We start from the raw sequence: 16,441 nt of genomic DNA, 5'->3' as shown, positions 1-16,441 counted from the left end.
AATGACACAATTTGCTTGCAGCAGGGCTCCAGAGGCGGCATGCCGGGCGGCAAGGAGGTGCGCGAGGAGGCGTTGGCAAAGCGCGCGGCGCAGGCGCTGACACCGGCTGGGCTGGTGTTCGCAGCTGGCGCCGCGGCAAGAGGGGGGGTTACGCGCCTATGCAGAGCGGGGTGGGCAGCGGGGCAGGGTGCGCGTGCTGGTACTGCCGGAAGGCCTCGGCAATGGCGTTGATCAGCGGCGCGTCGCTGAGCGGGTTCAACGCCGGGAAGCGCTTGCCATGGCTGCTGCCCTGATAGGTCAGCACAGCCTCGACGCTGCGATCATGGTCCAGGTACACCTGCCTGATCGCCTGGGCATCGAGGTTCTTCGCATCGTCGCAGCGCAGGGCGTGGTGGATGGCCAATGCCGCGCCAAAGGCCAGGGCCGGTGTGTCGATGCCGTGCCTGCCGGCCAGTTCGATGCTGCTGAGGATACGTTCATTTCGCTGCAGTTTGCGCAGCGGGTCGCGGCCGACGCGGGCGCACGGGTCCTTGAACGAGGTTTTGCAGCGCGCCAGGAAGGCGTCGGCGAACCGGCTGATCACCTCGGTCATTTGCGGGTACTCCGCTTCCAGGGCGGGCGCCACTTCCTGGCGTATCAGCCGCTCGGCCAGGGCATTGACGCGGGCGTCGCCCATGCCCTGGCCCACCCACGCATGGCCCAGCAGGCTGGCGTACCAGGCAATGATCGCGTGCGGGCCGTTCCACAGGCGGTTCTTGATGACCTGGATCTGGGTAATATCCGGCACCGTGTGCACTTGGCGCAGGCCTTCGAGCAGGTCGCTGCCGCGCTCGACATACAACGGCATGTCGGCTTCGCTGTTGAACAGCACCAGGTGCAGTTGGCTCATGGCGCTGCTGGGCTGGGCAAAGGGCCTGAAATGCCCGAGCAATCGCTCGTATTCAGCCGGCGGCGCCGAGGCACTGCGGGGTGCGGCAGGCTCTTCTTCCAGGCTGTTGCGAAACATCTGCGACTTGATCCGCAATTGCCGCACCAGCGCATCGTTGCTCAGCTTGGAAACGATGCGGCTGACTACCGTTTCCGCGAAATGGGTCTTGAGCATTACCTGCTCGCAGATCGCTGGCGGGCACAATGTCGCCAGCTCGGCTTGCACATGCCGGCGCACGAACGCGCCGCCACCCACCTTGTTCAGCACGATCAGCAACGTCAGTTCGCGGCCGCGGCGCTCGAAGCGCTGCAGCAGGCCTTGGGCAATTACCCTGGCCTGGTTGCGAATGGCCTGTTCAGGCAGGCTCAGGCCGATGATCTCGGCGTCGTTGTACATGGCGATCACCGCCTGTTCATCGCCCAGGTCGATCATGCGCACATTGTCGATGGTCTGGTCGAACGAGGTGCTGCCATAGCGCACGCTGTAGCTGCCGAAGGCACTCACGCTCTCGCGCAGCATGCGTGAGCGGGTAGCGGCGATGATTTCGCAGGGCCGGGTGTAGCCGTCCCAATGGGAAAACACCTGGGTCAGGTAACCGCCGCCGATGGCGCCAAAGCCATGAATACCGACACGGAACTGGTTCAACGACGCCGGGAAGGGTTCGCTGAGCGCGGGCATGCCCAGCTCGGGCACACATGCATTCAGGTCGGCGAGGAACTCCGGCATGCTGTGGTAAGCCTTGAGTGCGCCGGCCTTGATGTCGGCGGCAGGTGGCTTGATGTCTTCGATCAGAATCGCCTGGCCCTCGGCACGCATGGCCGACAGCATGCCGTTTTCCGAATCTTCTACCATGAAGCACTGCGCTGGCGGGCAGTTGAGTGCGCGGGCGGCCTTCAGGAAGATCTCCGGGTGGGGTTTGCCCTGGCTGACTTCATCGCCACACACGGTGATGTCGAAGTACTTCAGCACATTGGCGTTGATCAGGTATTCCTCGGCGATGGCGCGGCGGCTGGAGGTGGCCACGGCCATGGTCAAGCCGGCCTTGCGCAGGCGTTCCAGTACCTCCAGCAGGCCGGGCTTGATCGGCACGCCGTGATTGCGCACGTACTCCAGCTCCAGTTCATCGGCGCGCTGGCGGATGGCGGCATAGGGGAAGTCTGCGCCGTTATGCGCCTTGGCCAAGGCTTCGGCTTTTTTCGCGCTCAGGCCCAGAGAGCCGAGCAGTGTGTGCTCGCCCAGCGGCTTGCCGAAGATTTCCAGCGACGCTTGTTTGAGGGTCTTGAAGCGCAGGCGTTCGGTGTCGAAGAGGGTGCCATCCATATCGAAGATAGCGCTGAGGATGCGTTTGCCGTGAAAGAAAAGCATGGGTTGTTGCCCCTTGTCGGTGGGTCGTACATCCCGCCTGCAATAGGCGAGCATGGCGTGCGAGCTGCAGCAATGGCAGTCAGGTAGGGGGCACGCGGTCGACAGGAGGGCGCTGGGGGGTGACGCAGAGGTAGGGCGGGATGGAGCGGGGGGTGCACAGCAGGTTGGCGAACCTGGAAGCGAGGCGGGCGGCACGTTTGGCCTTGAGGTCACGCCCACTGGCTGCAGTCGGTTTTGCAGGCAGTGGGCGCAAATAGCGATGGATACGTGTGATTCCGAGCATGAGGTACTGTGAGTCCTTTTTCGACTTTGGTAATCCTTTTTCAGCCTTGCACGTATGCGCCGTGACATGCAAGGCTTGGCCTTTCGCTCGTCTTGCACAACCAGGTGAACCGCCATGACCCAAGTTACCGACCAGGCCTTCTACGACCGTGCCGATGCGCACATAGAACTGGCCAACCAGCAGATCGACAGGGTCGAGGACCTGGGCAAGGTAAGCGCTTCGCTGACCTTTGGTGCCGCGCGCTTCAGCGCCTGGATGAGCGCCCGCAGTTTCAAGAGCGGCACAGAACTGGGCGCTGCGCGGGACGAGATCCTGAAATACTTCTGCGAGCAGTACCGGATGATGCTCGAAGATAACCTGGACGAGCATATCGAGCATTTTGACCAGTACATGTTGGGCAAGAATGACTAACACCGCAGGTCGCTCGCCACAGCCTCTTCAACACTTTTTGGTCAACACCTGCCAGCCCTGATGCGACCCCTGTGGGAGATCACACAGCCCTACGGGCTGCGCTGTCGCGCATAGAACTCAATTCATAAGCGCGACGCAGCTTGTGGGAGCGGGCGAGCCCGCGAAGAAACCAGCGCGCTGCATGGCACCGGCTGAGCCGGTGTTCGCGGGCATGCCCGCTCCCACAGGTTACTGCGTCGGCTTTGATCGCTGCGCTATGCCTGTGAGGGGCTGTTTGTCCGTGGTGGGGAAGACTCGATGCCATCGAGAATTGCCTCAATCACACCCTCGGCCATTTCAATCGCATGCAGGTTCGACCAGAACATGCCACGGCCTTCTTCGCGCATGTAGTCCAGGGCTTTGTAGCCGGTTTCATAAGCGCTGCGTAGGTACAGGGCTACATGGACCAGAGCGTCTTCGGCGGAAATGTTCGGGTTGACGGTGAAAGGGGATCATGGCCAGCGTCGCAGCGGCCGAAGGGGCGGTTGGAGGTGCAAGGAAGAGGTGGATCGGGGACTATTTTCTTCAACATTGGAAAATGCTCCTCAAGGCCGCCAACCATCACTACCACGTGAATGGGTGGCGACTGTACGCGAGGTGGTAGACCCGGGCATTTTCCAATCCAGGCAGGCTCGAAAGCCTCCCACGCACAGCCGCCATAGACTGTCATGGAAAAAAGCATCTGGGCTACCACACCCGATCGCCAAGGTATTCGGCGACGGATAGAGCCTAGAGACACTGGTTCCCATTGAACAGGTGATGGCAGAGGATGCGACTCGTAGGATATTTCCGAAGTGGCCAACTGGACAGCTATTTTGGCAAAGATCAGAAAAGCCTGATCCAGGAAGCAAGCTACATGAGGTGCATGCGGGGTAGCGCTCTAGTCATCGGGGCTGCCAGTTGCTCGCCACAGCCTCTTCAGCGCCTTTTGGCCAACAACTGCCAGCCCTGACGCGATCCCGGTGGGAGCGGGCGAGCCCGCGAAGAAACCAGCGCGCTGCATGGCACCGGCTGAGCCGGTGTTCGCGGGCATGCCCGCTCCCACAGGTATTGCACCTTCGTCTTGCCTACGATATCGCCAGCCGGTGATGGTGCGGGCCGGACGACATGTCCGGCCCTTAACCGCCTGTTGCGCCCTGGGTCAGCGACGCAGCAGGCGAGAAATCACCAGTGTGACGGCGGCGGTGATGGCCAGTGCGGCGATAGGCTTTTCCTTGACGAACGAAGACACCGTGTCCACGGCATCACCATAGGTCTTGGTCACCTGGCCTGCCGCCTGACGCGCATCGCCTTCGGCTTCCAGCGCCGGGTCTTCGACCAGCCGGCCTACAGCGCTCTGCGCCTTGCCTGCAAGGTTCTCGGCAACACCTTCGATCTGTTCGCGTTTCATGATGGCTATGTTCCTTCCTGTAAGCGGCTTTGGGTTGACAGCACAGGGTTAGGGAGGTGAAGGGCCGCAATGGTTCCAACTACTCACCACCTTCAAGCCACACGCTCCTGCAACGAATCGCACGTGGCGTGGGTGGCGAGGCTAGCGCGCCTTCTTTTCCAGAATCCGCGCGCCGCTCCCTTCCTTGGCCAGCACATCCCCGGGGTTGCGCAATGGGCAGTCCTGCAGTGACAGGCAGCCGCAGCCAATGCAGTTGTCGAGGCTGTCGCGCAGCGCCTCCAGGGTACGGATGCGTGCATTCAGGTCTTCGCGCCAGGCCGTGGACATCTCGCCCCATTGCGCCGCCGTCAGCTTGGTGTTGGGCGCATAACGGCTCAACGCCTGTTTGATTTCCTGTAGCGCAATACCGGTGCGCTGCGCCACCTTGATGATCGCCAGCGTGCGCAGCACCAAGGACGGATAGCGGCGCTGGTTGCCTGCTGTACGTACACTGGCGATCAGCCCCTTGGCTTCATAAAAGTGCAGCGCTGACACCGCCACACCGCTGCGCTTGGCGACTTCGCCCACTGTAAGCATCCGCGTGTTGTCTGCTGCCATGCCTGTCGACCTTGCCTTGGGTTGAGCGCCGTAAGGGCGCCTGAGGTTTTGAAACGGGTTACCCCGCTGCGCGATCCCGGCGCAACTGGGTAACCAGGGTAAAGCGGTCATGCGGGTGGATCGTCTCGGCCACGGCCATCAGGTCACCGTTCTCTTCGCGGTAGTGGCGAATGATCTGCAACGCCGCCGAACCCACCTGCGCCTTCAGCGCGTGGGCCAGCTCTGCCGTCAGCGCTAGCGCCCGTACCTGCTGGTCGATCACCGCGATCGCTCGGCCGTAATGCTGCTCGATCAGCCTGGCAATCGGCTGTTCGGGCTGCTCGCGGGCGCGTTCGATGACTTCGCCGTAGTCCCGCTGTGCATATACATGGGTGCAGCACAGCGGCGGCGCAGCCTGCGCCCCCGCCACGGCGATGCTCGACAGGCAAAAGTAGTGCTCGCCCGGCACCAGCCCCAGCCGTGCCGCCTGGCCCAGGTCGGCAACGAAGTGCTGCACATCGCGGATCTGCCAGCGCTGATCTGGCGCCAGCTGTGCCAGGTCGGCGACGCTGGCCAGCGACTGCGTGTAGCCCCCGCGGGGGCTGCTGGCCTCGACCCGGGTGCCGACGCGCTTGCGTCGCGATACCAGCCCCTGGCCGAGCAACTGGTCGATCGCGGCACGTACCGTGTGCCGGCTCACACCGTAAAGGTCGCACAGCTCGTGCTCGGTCGGCAGCAGGCTGCCCACCGGATACCGGCCACTGGCAATGCCTGCCATCAAATCCTTGGCCACGGTGGCATAGCGCGTCGGGTTCATACCTGTGTTCTGCCTCGCACCTGTCGTCGGCCCAGAGTGTACCAGCGACCTGCGCCGGGTGGTCGGCGAGCAGGCTGCACCTAGCGGTGCAGCCCAGCATCCACGGGGCCCGCTGACGTTATTCAGGTGTTCTGCCAGGCCCGCAACAGCATCGCCGCCAGGGCACAGCCGAGCAAGGCCAGGCACGCCAGGTAGAACGCGTCGCTGTAGGCCATCAGGTACGCTTCGCGGCGAATGGTTGCCGCCAACCCCTCCAGCGCCTGTTGCTGCTGCGGCAACCAGCTCTGCACCGTGTGGTTGATGCGTTCCTGCATGCCCGGCTCGAACACGCTGACCTGCTCGTGGATGCGTTCGCTGTGGAAACGCTCGCGGGTGGCCACCAACTGGGTCAACCCGGCCGTCCCCACCGCGCCCCCCAGGTTGCGCAGCATCGAGAACACGGCCGACGCCGACCCGGCTTCACGCTTGTCCAGCCCGGCCACCGCCAGCACCGACAACGCAACCATGATGAACGGCTGGCCGATGCCACGTACCACAGTGGATGGGATGATCACGTTGTCGGCACTGTCGGCGCTCAGGCTTGCCCCCAGCCAGCAACCCAGGGCCATGATCAGGAAACCGCTGGCGACCATGAACTTGGCGCTGGTCCAGCCCATCAGCCGCGGCATCATGGGCGCCAGCAGCAACTGCACCACCCCATAGGCGATCAGTGCTACACCCACGTCGTGGGCGCTGAAGCCCTGCAGTTGCGACAGGTAGTTGGGCACCAGGAACACCAGGCCGAAGGTTGCCGCGCCGAAGATGAACATGGCCACACTGGCGACGCCAAAGTTGTAACGCCCCAGCAAGCGCAAATTGATGAAAGCGCGCTGGCCGCGCAGTTGGGTAACCACGAACACCACCAGGGCAATGGCGGCGATCGCGCTCATGCCAATGATGAACGATGAGCCGAACCAGTCCAGCCTGCCGCCTTCTTCCAGCACGATCTGCAAGCCACCCAGGCCGATGACCATGGCCGCGATACCCAGCCAGTCGCCCTTGCGCAGCAGCGCGAGTTGCATTGGCCTGGCGTCGATCGACCAGGCGATGGCGAACAGCAGGGCGATACCCGGGAACAGTTGCAGGTAGAAGATCCAGCGCCATGAATAGGCGTCGGTCAGCCAGCCGCCAATCGACGGCCCGGCCGCCTGTGCCACGCTGTTGGCCAGGCTGAACAGCGCCATGCCCATGGCCATCTTGCTGGCTGGCAGCTCGGTGATGATCAACTGGAACGACAGCGGGATCAACACCGCGCCGGCCGCACCCTGCACTACGCGCAGGGTGATCATCGTTTCCAGGTTGGGGGCCCATGAGCAGGCCACCGAGGCCAGCAGGAAGATCAGCGAGCCGGTCCACATCACCCGGCGCAGCGAAAACACTTCGACCAGCCACGCGGTCAGCGGGATCATGACGATTTCCGCCACCAGGTAGGCGGTGGAGATCCATGAGCCTTCCTCGAAGCTGGCGCCCAGCGAACCCCGGATTTCCGGCAGCGCGGCGCTGGTGACATGCACGTTCATGCCGGCCATGAAGCAGCCGAACAGGCCGCCGAGCACGGCGACCCAGGCGCGCAACGAGACGGGTTGCTCAGTGGCCATCGGCAACCTCGGCAGGGCGGGTGTCGACGATGCTCACCACCGACATGCCCGGCAGCAGCTGCGGGCCTGCGGGCGCTGGGTCGAGCAGGATGCGCACCGGGAAGCGCTGAACGATCTTGGTGAAGTTGCCAGTGGCGTTGTCCGACGGCAGCAGGGCGAAGACATTGCCCGAGGCGGGGGAGAAACTGGCCACACGTCCGTGCAGTGGCTGGCCGGCGAAGCTGTCGACGCGGATTTCCACGGGTTGCCCGGGGCGCATGCGGGCCAGTTGGGTTTCCTTGTAGTTGGCGACCACGTAGGCCTGCTGTACCGGCACCACTGCCAGCAGCGGCTGGCCCGGCACCACGTACTGGCCAGCACGCACGCGGCGTTGGCCCACGATGCCAGCGAGCGGGGCGCGAATCACGGTGTCGTGCTGGTCCTGGCTGGCCAGTTGCTGGCGAGCCTGGGCGTGGGCCAAGGCGGCTGCGCGCTGTTGCAGTTCGGCGTCGGCCTGGGTAGAGCGGGCCTTGGCCATGGCCAGTTGAGCGCGTTGTTCGCGCAGCGCGGCCTGGGCCCCTTGCAGCGCCGCTTGTGCCTGGGCCGCCTGGGCGTTGGCACTTTCCAGCCGCTGCGCGGTGGCCGCTTGATCGCGTACCAGGCCGCGGTAGCGGTGCACGTCCAGGGCAGTGCGTTGGCGTTCGGCGGTGGCGCTGCGCACGGTCGTTTCAGCCTGCTGGATGGCGTGCTGGCGCTGGTTGATGCGCTCGGCCGCCAGCTGTTGGCCTGCCTGTGCGGCGGCTAGTGCTGCCTGGGCTTCGGCCACGCTGGCCTGGGCCTGCTCGACACGTGCGCGGTAGTCCTGGTCTTGCAGCCGTACCAGTACATCGCCGGCCTGGACTGGCTGGTCGTCCGCCACTTCCACCTTGGCAACATAGCCGGCAACGCGCGGGCTCAGTGCCACCCAATCGGCACGGACATAGGCATCGTCGGTGGTCTGCAGGTAGCGGCCGGTGGTGAGCCAGTAGCTGGCGAAGGCCAGCACCGTGACGGCCGCCAGGCTGCCGCCGGCGATCCATGCCGGGCGGCGACGTGGTCTGGGGCTGGCTTGCTGTGCTTCGGCGGGGGCGTTCTGTTCTACGGCGGCATTCATGTTCGGTTTCCATTTCTGATGTTGGGGCTGCTAAGCAGCCCATCGCCGGCAAGCCAGCTTCCACAGGGACCGCGCTGGCCTTGGCGTTCGTTACAGGGCAGCCACTCCCTGATCATTGAAAAAGCGTTCGGCCCAGCGCGGTCCCTGTGGGAGCTGGCTTGCCGGCGATGGGCCGCATCGCGGCCCTGTTGGTTGTTGCTGCGAGCTACCACCGCCCACCCAGCGCGCGGAACAGGTTGACCTGTGCCTGCGCCAGGCGCCCTTGGGCCTCGACCTGGCTGGCGCGCAAGCGGATCAGTTCGCGTTCGCTGTCGAGCAATGCCAGGCCGTCCACCGTGCCGGCGCGGTAGTTGTTCTGGGCCAGGGCAAAGCCCCGCTCGCTATGGCCAAGCGCTGCCTCCAGTGCCTGCAGGCGCTGCCGCTCACCGGCGTAACGCGCCAGGGCCTGGCGCACGTCCTTCAGCGCATTCAACGCTACGCCCTGGTAGCGGGCGACCTGCGCCTGCTGCAATGCTCGAGCCTTGCCAACCCGCGCGCGATTGGCCTTCAGGTTGGGAAACTGCCAGTGAATCAGCGGGCCGATCCCGAACATCACCGCGCGGCTGTCGCCGAGGTCGGCCAGGTGAGCGGCGGTGGAGGTCAATGAGGCGCCGAAGCTGACCTTCGGGTACAGGTCCGCCCGGGCGATTTCGGTCTCCAGCGCAGCAGCCCGCAGTTCCCGTTCTGCCTGGCGCAGATCCGGCCTTCGCTCAAGCAGGCGCCACCCATCGCCAAGCGGTAGCGGCACCGATACCGTGGGGATGGCGCTGCAGTCGCCTACCGGTGCCGCAACCGCCTGGCCACTGAGCATGGCCAGTTCGTAAAGCGCCATTTGCCGCCTGGCAACGAGCATCGGCAGTTGCGCCCGCACCTGCTCACGCAAGCCCAGCAGCCGCTCGCTGTCGAGCGCCGTTGCCACGCCGGCCTGTTGCTGGCGTTCACTCAGTTGCACGCTGCGCTCAAGGCTTTGCAGCGACTGCCTGGCCTGGGCCAGGCGTGCGCCATACACGCATTGAGCCAGGTAGGCGCGGCTGGTCTGGGTGACCACCTGCAGGCGTACCAGGTCCCGTGCTGCAGCGCTGGCATCGGCTTGAGCGCGGGCGCGCTCGATGGCCGCACGTACCTGGCCCCAGACATCCACCTGGTAGGCCAGCTCGATGCCGGGGCTGAATTGCCATTGTGACGGCGCATGACTGTCAGTGGCCTCGGCCAGGGTCTGGTCCTCCGCGCTCTTGCCATAGGTTGCGCCAACCTCCACCGCAGTGGTGGGCCAGCGCCGCGCGTCGAATTCACCGATACCCGCCAGCATGGCCTGCACAGTGGCGTCTGCCTGGGCCAGGTCCTGGTTATGCGCCAGGGCCAGCTGTACCCAGTGGTTGAGTTGCGGGTCCTGGAACAGCGCCCACCATTGCGCGGGTAACGGCTGCTGGCTGACCCCCGCCGGCAGGTCTGCCAACGGGTTTGCCTGCAGCACGGGTGGCGGCGCGGCGGGGGCCGGCTGCCGCGTGCACGCCGTGAGGGCACCCAGCACGGCGAGCGTGGCGCCCAGCCGGGCAGCAAAGGGAGAAAAGTGCAGTAAAGGCATCACACAGGTCACTTGAAGGGGGTGATGCGAGGTTAACCAGGGATGGGGAAGCGGCGCTGTCGCAAGCAGGACAAGCCTGCGCGCAAGCGGGACAACCTGCTGTTCAGTGACCGCGTGTGAGGTTGTGCTGCCAGTCACTCGGCGCGTAGCCGAGGATGCGCTTGAACATGGCGGTGAACGCGCTTGCACTTTGGTAACCGTGCTCCAGCGCCACGTTGAGAATAGGCTGACCCTGCGCCAGGCATTGCTGGCTGAGCATTACCCGCGCGCGGGCGCGCCACTCGCCATACGACATGCCCAGTTCGCGTTGAAACAGCCGCGCCACGCTGCGCGCACTCAGGTTCAACTGCGCGCCACACTGCGCCAGCGTCAGGTCCTGGGCCGGGTACTGGAGAAAGCCCTCGCACCAGGCACGCAAGCGCGGGTGCGAGGGCGTGGGCACGAAGGCATGGATGCGCCGAGCGGCGGACAACTCGTTAAGGATCAATGCCCGCGCATGCTCGCCGTCACGCCGGTCGAGCATGCGTGACGCGGCCAGGATCAGTTCGCGCAGCAAGCCGGATACCACGATGACCTGGCAGCACGCGATGCCGGCGTCGAGCAGCAACGTGCGCATGCTCACCACGCCCTGCATGCGGATGGCGTGGCTGACCCCGGCAGGCACCCACAGTGCATGCCCGCCGGGGATCACCCAGTCGCCTCCCGCGCTGCTGACGCGCATTACACCGCTGGCGGCATAGATCAGCTGGTCTTCAGCGTGGCAATGGCTGGCAACCTGGTCGCCGTGGCCGTAGTCCATTTCCAGTGTTCGCATTCAAGGCATCCTCGATATTGGATCCAATTATACGGCGGTGGATTTTCATCGGGTTGCGATGGTGGGCATGGAAAAGGGGTGAGCAAGACAAAAATGGCTGTTTGGCAGTTGAACGTGGTGAATTATTGCCAGGCGAGTGCTACGCGCAACAAATAAAGCGGCTTCTGTTGTCAGAGCCAGACATCATTGACGGCGGTGCGCTCGCCGCCCTCATGCCCGGTGTTCAGAATGCCGCGGGGCTCGATCATCATCAGTTTCGCTTCGCCCTCTGCGGCTGTCCTGTGTTCGATACCGCGCGGCACGACGTACAGCTCACCGGGATTGACGTACACACAGCCATCGGGCAGATCGATGCGCAGAACACCCTCCAGCACCAGAAACGCTTCGTCGGTTTCCGGGTGTGCGTGCCAGATGAATTCGCCTTCGATGCGCACCACCTTGAATTGGTAGTCGTTCATTTCGGCAACGACCCTGGGGCTCCACTGCTGCTCGATCAGCGACGCTTTGTGCAGCAGGTTGGCAGGCTGGGAGGGGATACGGGCTTCAGACATGACAATTCCTCGTTGAGTGGAGTGGCCAGCCTAACGGTCTGCAACATGGGCATCTTGTACGATCCTGCAAGTCAGCGGGTGGGGCGCAGGCGCTCCAGCCAACGCAAGGGCGGCACCCCATAGCAACGAGTGAAATGCCGAGTCATGTGGCTCTGGTCATGAAAGCCGGCAGCAAGGGCCGCATCGACCAGGCTGAACCCGTCGACCACCATGCGCCGCAAACAGTCCAGGCGGCGCAAGGTGACGAAGCGGTAGGGGCTGGTGCCGTACAGCGTGCGAAAATCACGCGACAGGCTCCAGCGCTCACGGCCGCTGGCCTGTTCGAGCATGTCCAGGGTAATGCTCTGGTGCAGGTGCGCCATGATGAAAGCTCTGGCACGTTCGGCGGCTTGGTAGTCCAGGCGCTTGCGCCCGCGTGGTTTGCCGCCGACCGCCAACAAGGCCATGGCCAGGTCGTACAGGGCGTCCTGCTGCTCCAGCGGCTCCAATGGGTGGTCCACGGCCTGTACCAGTGCCTCGCTGGCCTGGTACAGCCGTGGGTCGCTGGACAGCCCGCCAGCGATGAAGGGCAGCGGCTGGCCACCCAGCACGTTCTGGATCAGGGCCGGGTCTACGTAAGCCATGCGGTAGCGAAAGCCTGCGTTGGTGCCGGCCATGCCGTCATGCAGCTCGTCCGGGTGCAGCACCAGGGTGTTGCCGGGTATGCCGTGGCGCAGCGAGCCCTTGTAATGGAAGCTTTGCACGCCGGCCAGGGTTCGCCCGACCGAGTAGGTATCATGACGATGCGGGTCGTAACCGTGGCTGCCGAACCAGGCCTCGATACGCTCGATGCCGCCCGGCTGGTCGCTGCGGATTACCCAGTCGGACGGTGGCGGGTCAGCTTTACGGTTCATCGCGGTGGGAGCCTGGGCGGAGCACGGCTGGGGCGGCCGTGAGGGGGTGGGAAGCAAGGGTAACCGGACTGTCCGTTGTCGGGCAATCAGGTCGCCGCCAAGGGCCGTGCTGCCAGGTTATCTACCAACGTTGACTCGACCAGGGTGCTTGTCGATGCTGAAATCGAGCATGCACAACTACAATGGGCCGGGAGCGCCAATGAACCGCAACGAACTGCGCAAAGCCGATATCAACCTGATGGTGGTGTTCGAAGCGCTGATGCAGGAGCGCAACCTTACCCGCGCGGCAGAAAAGCTGTTCGTCGCCCAACCTACGGTCAGCGCTGCGCTGGCGAGGTTGCGGGCGATGTTCAATGACCCGTTGCTGATCCGTGTGGGCAACCGCATGGAGCCATCGGCCCGCGCCCAGGAGGTGATCAAGCACCTCACGCCTGCGCTGGATGCGATGTCTGTGGCCCTTAGCCTGACCCACGACTTCGACCCGCTTTCCAGCAAGATGACCTTTCGCATCGGTTTGTCCGATGACGTCGAGTCCGGGCTGTTGCCGCCGTTGTTGCGGGCGTTGCGGGTCGAGGCGCCGAACGTGGTGGTGGTGGTGCAGCACGTGGATTACTGGCGCATTCCCGACCTGCTGGCGGCGGGTGATGTCACGGTCGGCATCAGCCAGACCCGGGGCCTGCCGGCCAATGCCAAGCGCAAGGTATTGCGCAGCATGCAGGCAAGGGTGGTGCGCGCCGACAAATCCACCACGGCGTTGACGTTGGATGAGTTCTGCGCCCGCCCGCACGTTCAGGTCTCGCCTACGGCCAATACCCACGGTGTAGTCGATGACTGGCTCAAGGAGCTGGGGCGCGAACGCCAGGTGGTGTTGTCGGTGCCGCAATTCAGTACGCTGCCGGCGATCCTGGCCGGTACCGAACTGCTGGCCTGCTGCCCCGATTACGCCGCCCAGGGGATGGAGCGCTGGGGCAACCTGCAGGCCGAGCAACTGCCGTTCGCCGCCACGGCGCTGGAGCTGGCCATGGTCTGGCTGAGCACTACCGACAATGACCCGGCCGAGCGCTGGCTGCGCGGCCGCCTGGAGTACTACATGGGCGGTATGGCCTAGCCGGCAGAAGGGTGCTTAAAAGCCCGCTTCCAGGTCCAGCAGGTCCTGCACGGTCTGCCGCCGGCGAATCATTCGCAGTGCACCGTTCTCGATCAGGAACTCTGGCAGCAGTGGCCGGCTGTTGTAGTTGGACGACATCGATGCGCCATAGGCCCCGGCATCGTGAATTACCAGCAGGTCGCCCACCTGTGCTTGCGGCAGGTCTTGCGGGGTGAGTTCCTGGTCGTCCTGGGTGAATACGTCACCCGACTCGCACAGCGGCCCGGCCACCACGGTTGGCTGGCGTGGGCGCTCCACCGGCTGGCCGTTGGCATCGAGCAGGGTCATGCCGTGGTACGCGCCGTACATGGCCGGGCGCATCAGGTCGTTGAAGCCGGCGTCGATCATCACGAAGGTATTGCGCCCCACCTGTTTCACCGCCCGCACCTCGGCCACCAGGTAGCCGCACTCGGCCACCAGGAAGCGGCCGGGTTCGATCTCCATACGCACCGGGTGGCCGAGCATCGCTTCGATTTCCTTGCGTGCCACTGCCCAGGTCTGGGCGTAGCGCTGCAGGTCGACCGGCTTGTCGCTGCTGCGGTAGGGGGTGGAGAGCCCGCCCCCGATGGAAAATGCCTCGATGTCCACCCCCAGGCGGCCGACCAGCTCGATCATCGAGCGGGCTACCTGTTCCAGGTGCTGGTAATCCACGCCCGAGCCAATGTGCATGTGCACGCCGACCAAGTGCAGGCCGTGTGCCTTGATCACGCCCAGCGCTTCGTCCAGCTGCTCATGCCAGATGCCGTGCTTGCTGTTTTCACCGCCGGTGTTGGTCTTGCGGCTGTGGCCGTGGCCAAAGCCGGGGTTGATGCGGACCCACACGCGGTGCCCAGGGGAGCGCTCGCCCAGCTGGCGCAGCATGTCGATGGAGCCGGCGTTCACTTCGATCTTTTCTGCCACCACCCGCTCCAGGGTAGGCCGGTCCAGTGCATCGCAGGTCAGCACCACGCCGGCCGGATCGCCCTGAACGCTGGCGCCGGCAGCGAAGGCCCGCTCCATCTCGCCCAGCGACACGGCGTCCAGCACCAGGCCGTGGCCGCGCATCAGGCGCAGCACGTGCAGGTTGGGGTTGGCTTTCTGGGCGAAGCGTACGGTGTCGAACACCTTCAGCTGTTCGACACGCTCGGCGATGGTGCCGGTGTCGTAGGCCCACAACGGCGAGCCATGTTGGCGCACTGCCTCGGCCAGGAGGGTGAAGGGTGTTGTCATGTTGGCGCTACTCGCTCAGGTGATACCAGGAAGGAAAGCAGGATGCGATAAAGCTGGAATTCAGAAAAATAGCTTTTTTTCTGTCGGCCATTCATATCTGATATGGCCACTGTCATTACGCAGGGCGTTGCCGTGAAATTGTCCGTCCGCCATATCGAAGTGTTCCGCGCCATCATGGCGGCGGGCAGCGTCACCGCTGCAGCTCGCCTGCTGTTCACTTCGCAGCCCACCGTCAGCCGCGAGCTGGCCCGGCTGGAGCAGGTCACCGGGCTGAACCTGTTCCAGCGCGAAGGTGGGCGGCTGGTGCCGACAGCCCAGGCACTTCTGTTGATCGAGGAGGTGGAGCGCGCCTATGTCGGGCTGGAGCGGATCGACCGCTTTGCCCAGGCCATTCGCAATTTCGAGCAGGGCCGGTTGGCCATCACCTGCCTGCCGCTGTTCTCGCAAACCCTGCTGCCCAAGGCCTGCCAGCGCTTCCACCAGCAGCACCGGGGGGTGAGTGTGAGCATTCTGGCCCAGGAATCGCCGTTGCTGGAGGAGTCACTGGTGGCCCAGCAGCACGACCTGGGCCTGACCGAGGTCGAGCAGATACCCCGCGGGGCGTATGGGGAGCGGCTGTTCAGCGCCAACATGGTGTGCGTGCTGCCCGAACACCACCCGTTGCAGGCCAAGGCCGAGCTGGCGTTGAGCGATTTTCACGAAGTCGATTTCATCAACCTGGCCAGCCTGGACACCTACCGCCAGCAACTGGACCAGCACTTCCGCGCGGCGGGTGTGAACCGCCGAACGGTGATCGAGACGACCAGTGCGGCCTCGGTCTGCGCCATGGTGCGCCAGGGCCTGGGGGTTGCCATCATCAACCCGCTGAGCGGGCTGGAGGCCGCGCAGGGCGGGCTGCCGATCCGGCCGTTGCGGGTATCGGTGCCATACCAGGTGATGCTGATCCGCCCGGATCATCGGCCGGCTTCGGCTGCGGTGGAGCCGTTTTGTGAGGCATTGCGGGCGCAGGCTAAAGCAATGCAACAAGCGCTGGCATGATCAGGGGCGACGCGCGGCGTATGAAGCCCTAAAGCTCGCAGACGAAGGTGCCAGTGCCGGCCAGGATGTTCTCCAGGGTTTCCTTCACCTCATCCAGGTCACTGAGGTCGCTGGTCAGGTTGATTTCCAGCACCTCATCCCCCTTCAGCGCATCGCGGTCACCGGCGGCCACTTCGATCAGCAGGCGCTTGGCACTCAAGGTCACTTTCAGCCCGTCCAGCGTCGACGGCTCGTCATCCAGGGTCAGGTCGACGGTGTCTTCGTCCGGGTAGCGGGTAAGCAGGAACATCTGGCCCTTGTCGCTATGGCAGCACAGGGTCGCCATGTTGTCTTCCTCGTCATCGCAAGGGGTGGCGAACAGCAGGGCGGTGTTGATTTGCATGAGCAGGCTCGGATCAAAGGAAACGGAAGGGAATTCTGACAGTCTTGGCTACATGCATAAACGTAAAGTTACCGCCCCTTGACCGAAATTGTCGCAGCGCTGCAAGCCTTGATGACCGATCAGTCGTTAAGCTTCGCCAAGCCCGGGCGTGCCTGCGCACGTTCCACCTCTGGTTTTTACCGTCCGCCTTGCCACGGGTTGGCTA

General features: G+C 64.4%; 15 protein-coding genes and 1 pseudogene. 3 read left to right on the top strand and 13 right to left on the bottom strand.

Translation table 11 applies throughout. The annotated features are described in order from the left end of the window. Positions 1–148: 148 nt before the first annotated feature. The gene (gene mtlD, locus GEV39_RS16905) at positions 149–2,293 is read right to left on the bottom strand and encodes a bifunctional mannitol-1-phosphate dehydrogenase/phosphatase (RefSeq protein ID WP_173890604.1); all 2,145 of its coding nucleotides are present in this window, start codon (positions 2,291–2,293) and stop codon (positions 149–151) included. Positions 2,294–2,690: 397 nt separating this feature from the next. Here mtlD and GEV39_RS16900 point away from each other — a divergent pair, with 397 nt between their 5' ends. Beyond that, positions 2,691–2,987, top strand: a complete 297-nt coding sequence (locus tag GEV39_RS16900) for a DUF3144 domain-containing protein (RefSeq protein ID WP_173890602.1) — start codon at positions 2,691–2,693, stop codon at positions 2,985–2,987. A 254-nt stretch (positions 2,988–3,241) separates the two neighbouring features. Here the strand turns inward: GEV39_RS16900 and GEV39_RS26150 are convergent. The 10 genes and pseudogenes from GEV39_RS26150 to GEV39_RS16855 form a co-directional block, all read right to left on the bottom strand. Next, positions 3,242–3,558, bottom strand: a pseudogene (locus GEV39_RS26150) (hypothetical protein). Positions 3,559–4,167: 609 nt separating this feature from the next. Further along, complete coding sequence (locus tag GEV39_RS16895; RefSeq protein ID WP_051098776.1) at positions 4,168–4,416, bottom strand: CsbD family protein; 249 nt, start codon at positions 4,414–4,416, stop codon at positions 4,168–4,170. A gap of 141 nt (positions 4,417–4,557) precedes the next feature. Then, positions 4,558–5,013, bottom strand: coding sequence for a redox-sensitive transcriptional activator SoxR (gene soxR, locus GEV39_RS16890; protein ID WP_173890600.1), 456 nt, complete (start codon positions 5,011–5,013; stop codon positions 4,558–4,560). A 58-nt stretch (positions 5,014–5,071) separates the two neighbouring features. Next, positions 5,072–5,809: a GntR family transcriptional regulator gene (locus tag GEV39_RS16885; RefSeq protein ID WP_173890598.1), complete on the bottom strand. Its 738-nt coding sequence runs from the start codon at positions 5,807–5,809 to the stop codon at positions 5,072–5,074. A 122-nt stretch (positions 5,810–5,931) separates the two neighbouring features. Beyond that, positions 5,932–7,446, bottom strand: coding sequence for a DHA2 family efflux MFS transporter permease subunit (locus GEV39_RS16880; protein ID WP_173890596.1), 1,515 nt, complete (start codon positions 7,444–7,446; stop codon positions 5,932–5,934). Next, a complete protein-coding gene (locus GEV39_RS16875; protein ID WP_173890594.1) occupies positions 7,436–8,578 on the bottom strand; it encodes an HlyD family secretion protein in 1,143 nt (380 codons plus the stop codon). The genes GEV39_RS16880 and GEV39_RS16875 overlap by 11 nt, the downstream gene beginning before the upstream one ends. Positions 8,579–8,783: 205 nt before the next feature. Then, positions 8,784–10,202 (bottom strand): efflux transporter outer membrane subunit, encoded by a 1,419-nt coding sequence (locus tag GEV39_RS16870; protein WP_249414286.1) that lies wholly within the window; start codon positions 10,200–10,202, stop codon positions 8,784–8,786. Between the two features lie 103 nt (positions 10,203–10,305). Further along, entirely contained in the window at positions 10,306–11,016 is a 711-nt protein-coding gene (locus GEV39_RS16865; RefSeq protein WP_029887877.1) for an AraC family transcriptional regulator, read from the bottom strand. A gap of 170 nt (positions 11,017–11,186) precedes the next feature. Further along, complete coding sequence (locus GEV39_RS16860) at positions 11,187–11,567, bottom strand: cupin domain-containing protein (protein ID WP_173890592.1); 381 nt, start codon at positions 11,565–11,567, stop codon at positions 11,187–11,189. Between the two features lie 71 nt (positions 11,568–11,638). Then, a complete protein-coding gene (locus GEV39_RS16855; protein ID WP_009684032.1) occupies positions 11,639–12,460 on the bottom strand; it encodes an AraC family transcriptional regulator in 822 nt (273 codons plus the stop codon). A 199-nt stretch (positions 12,461–12,659) separates the two neighbouring features. Here GEV39_RS16855 and GEV39_RS16850 point away from each other — a divergent pair, with 199 nt between their 5' ends. Then, the gene (locus GEV39_RS16850) at positions 12,660–13,568 is read left to right on the top strand and encodes a LysR substrate-binding domain-containing protein (RefSeq protein WP_173890590.1); all 909 of its coding nucleotides are present in this window, start codon (positions 12,660–12,662) and stop codon (positions 13,566–13,568) included. A gap of 15 nt (positions 13,569–13,583) precedes the next feature. On the opposite strand, the gene lysA is transcribed toward GEV39_RS16850, so the two are convergent. Beyond that, positions 13,584–14,816: a diaminopimelate decarboxylase gene (gene lysA, locus GEV39_RS16845; RefSeq protein ID WP_173890588.1), complete on the bottom strand. Its 1,233-nt coding sequence runs from the start codon at positions 14,814–14,816 to the stop codon at positions 13,584–13,586. A gap of 132 nt (positions 14,817–14,948) precedes the next feature. Here lysA and GEV39_RS16840 point away from each other — a divergent pair, with 132 nt between their 5' ends. Further along, positions 14,949–15,854: a LysR family transcriptional regulator gene (locus GEV39_RS16840; RefSeq protein ID WP_029887872.1), complete on the top strand. Its 906-nt coding sequence runs from the start codon at positions 14,949–14,951 to the stop codon at positions 15,852–15,854. Between the two features lie 28 nt (positions 15,855–15,882). Here GEV39_RS16840 and GEV39_RS16835 read toward each other — a convergent pair whose 3' ends face one another. Continuing rightward, complete coding sequence (locus GEV39_RS16835; RefSeq protein WP_009684028.1) at positions 15,883–16,236, bottom strand: hypothetical protein; 354 nt, start codon at positions 16,234–16,236, stop codon at positions 15,883–15,885. Positions 16,237–16,441: the final 205 nt, after the last annotated feature.

Origin of the sequence: Pseudomonas sp. NY5710 (genome assembly GCF_013305665.1) — a bacterium.
GTDB classification, from domain to species: domain Bacteria; phylum Pseudomonadota; class Gammaproteobacteria; order Pseudomonadales; family Pseudomonadaceae; genus Aquipseudomonas; species Aquipseudomonas juntendi.
Note: the sequence above shows the minus strand (reverse complement) of the source record. Positions and strands in the feature narration are given on the sequence as shown.

Coding starts and splice junctions, on each gene's coding strand:
- GEV39_RS16900 (WP_173890602.1), top strand. CDS start 2,691: ATGACCCAAGTTACCGACCAGGCCTTCTACGACCGTGCCGATGCGCAC.
- GEV39_RS16885 (WP_173890598.1), bottom strand. CDS start 5,809: ATGAACCCGACGCGCTATGCCACCGTGGCCAAGGATTTGATGGCAGGC.
- GEV39_RS16895 (WP_051098776.1), bottom strand. CDS start 4,416: ATGAAACGCGAACAGATCGAAGGTGTTGCCGAGAACCTTGCAGGCAAG.
- GEV39_RS16875 (WP_173890594.1), bottom strand. CDS start 8,578: ATGAATGCCGCCGTAGAACAGAACGCCCCCGCCGAAGCACAGCAAGCC.
- GEV39_RS16860 (WP_173890592.1), bottom strand. CDS start 11,567: ATGTCTGAAGCCCGTATCCCCTCCCAGCCTGCCAACCTGCTGCACAAA.
- soxR (WP_173890600.1), bottom strand. CDS start 5,013: ATGGCAGCAGACAACACGCGGATGCTTACAGTGGGCGAAGTCGCCAAG.
- GEV39_RS16870 (WP_249414286.1), bottom strand. CDS start 10,202: ATGCCTTTACTGCACTTTTCTCCCTTTGCTGCCCGGCTGGGCGCCACG.
- GEV39_RS16850 (WP_173890590.1), top strand. CDS start 12,660: ATGAACCGCAACGAACTGCGCAAAGCCGATATCAACCTGATGGTGGTG.
- lysA (WP_173890588.1), bottom strand. CDS start 14,816: ATGACAACACCCTTCACCCTCCTGGCCGAGGCAGTGCGCCAACATGGC.
- GEV39_RS16880 (WP_173890596.1), bottom strand. CDS start 7,446: ATGGCCACTGAGCAACCCGTCTCGTTGCGCGCCTGGGTCGCCGTGCTC.
- mtlD (WP_173890604.1), bottom strand. CDS start 2,293: ATGCTTTTCTTTCACGGCAAACGCATCCTCAGCGCTATCTTCGATATG.
- GEV39_RS16835 (WP_009684028.1), bottom strand. CDS start 16,236: ATGCAAATCAACACCGCCCTGCTGTTCGCCACCCCTTGCGATGACGAG.
- GEV39_RS16855 (WP_009684032.1), bottom strand. CDS start 12,460: ATGAACCGTAAAGCTGACCCGCCACCGTCCGACTGGGTAATCCGCAGC.
- GEV39_RS16865 (WP_029887877.1), bottom strand. CDS start 11,016: ATGCGAACACTGGAAATGGACTACGGCCACGGCGACCAGGTTGCCAGC.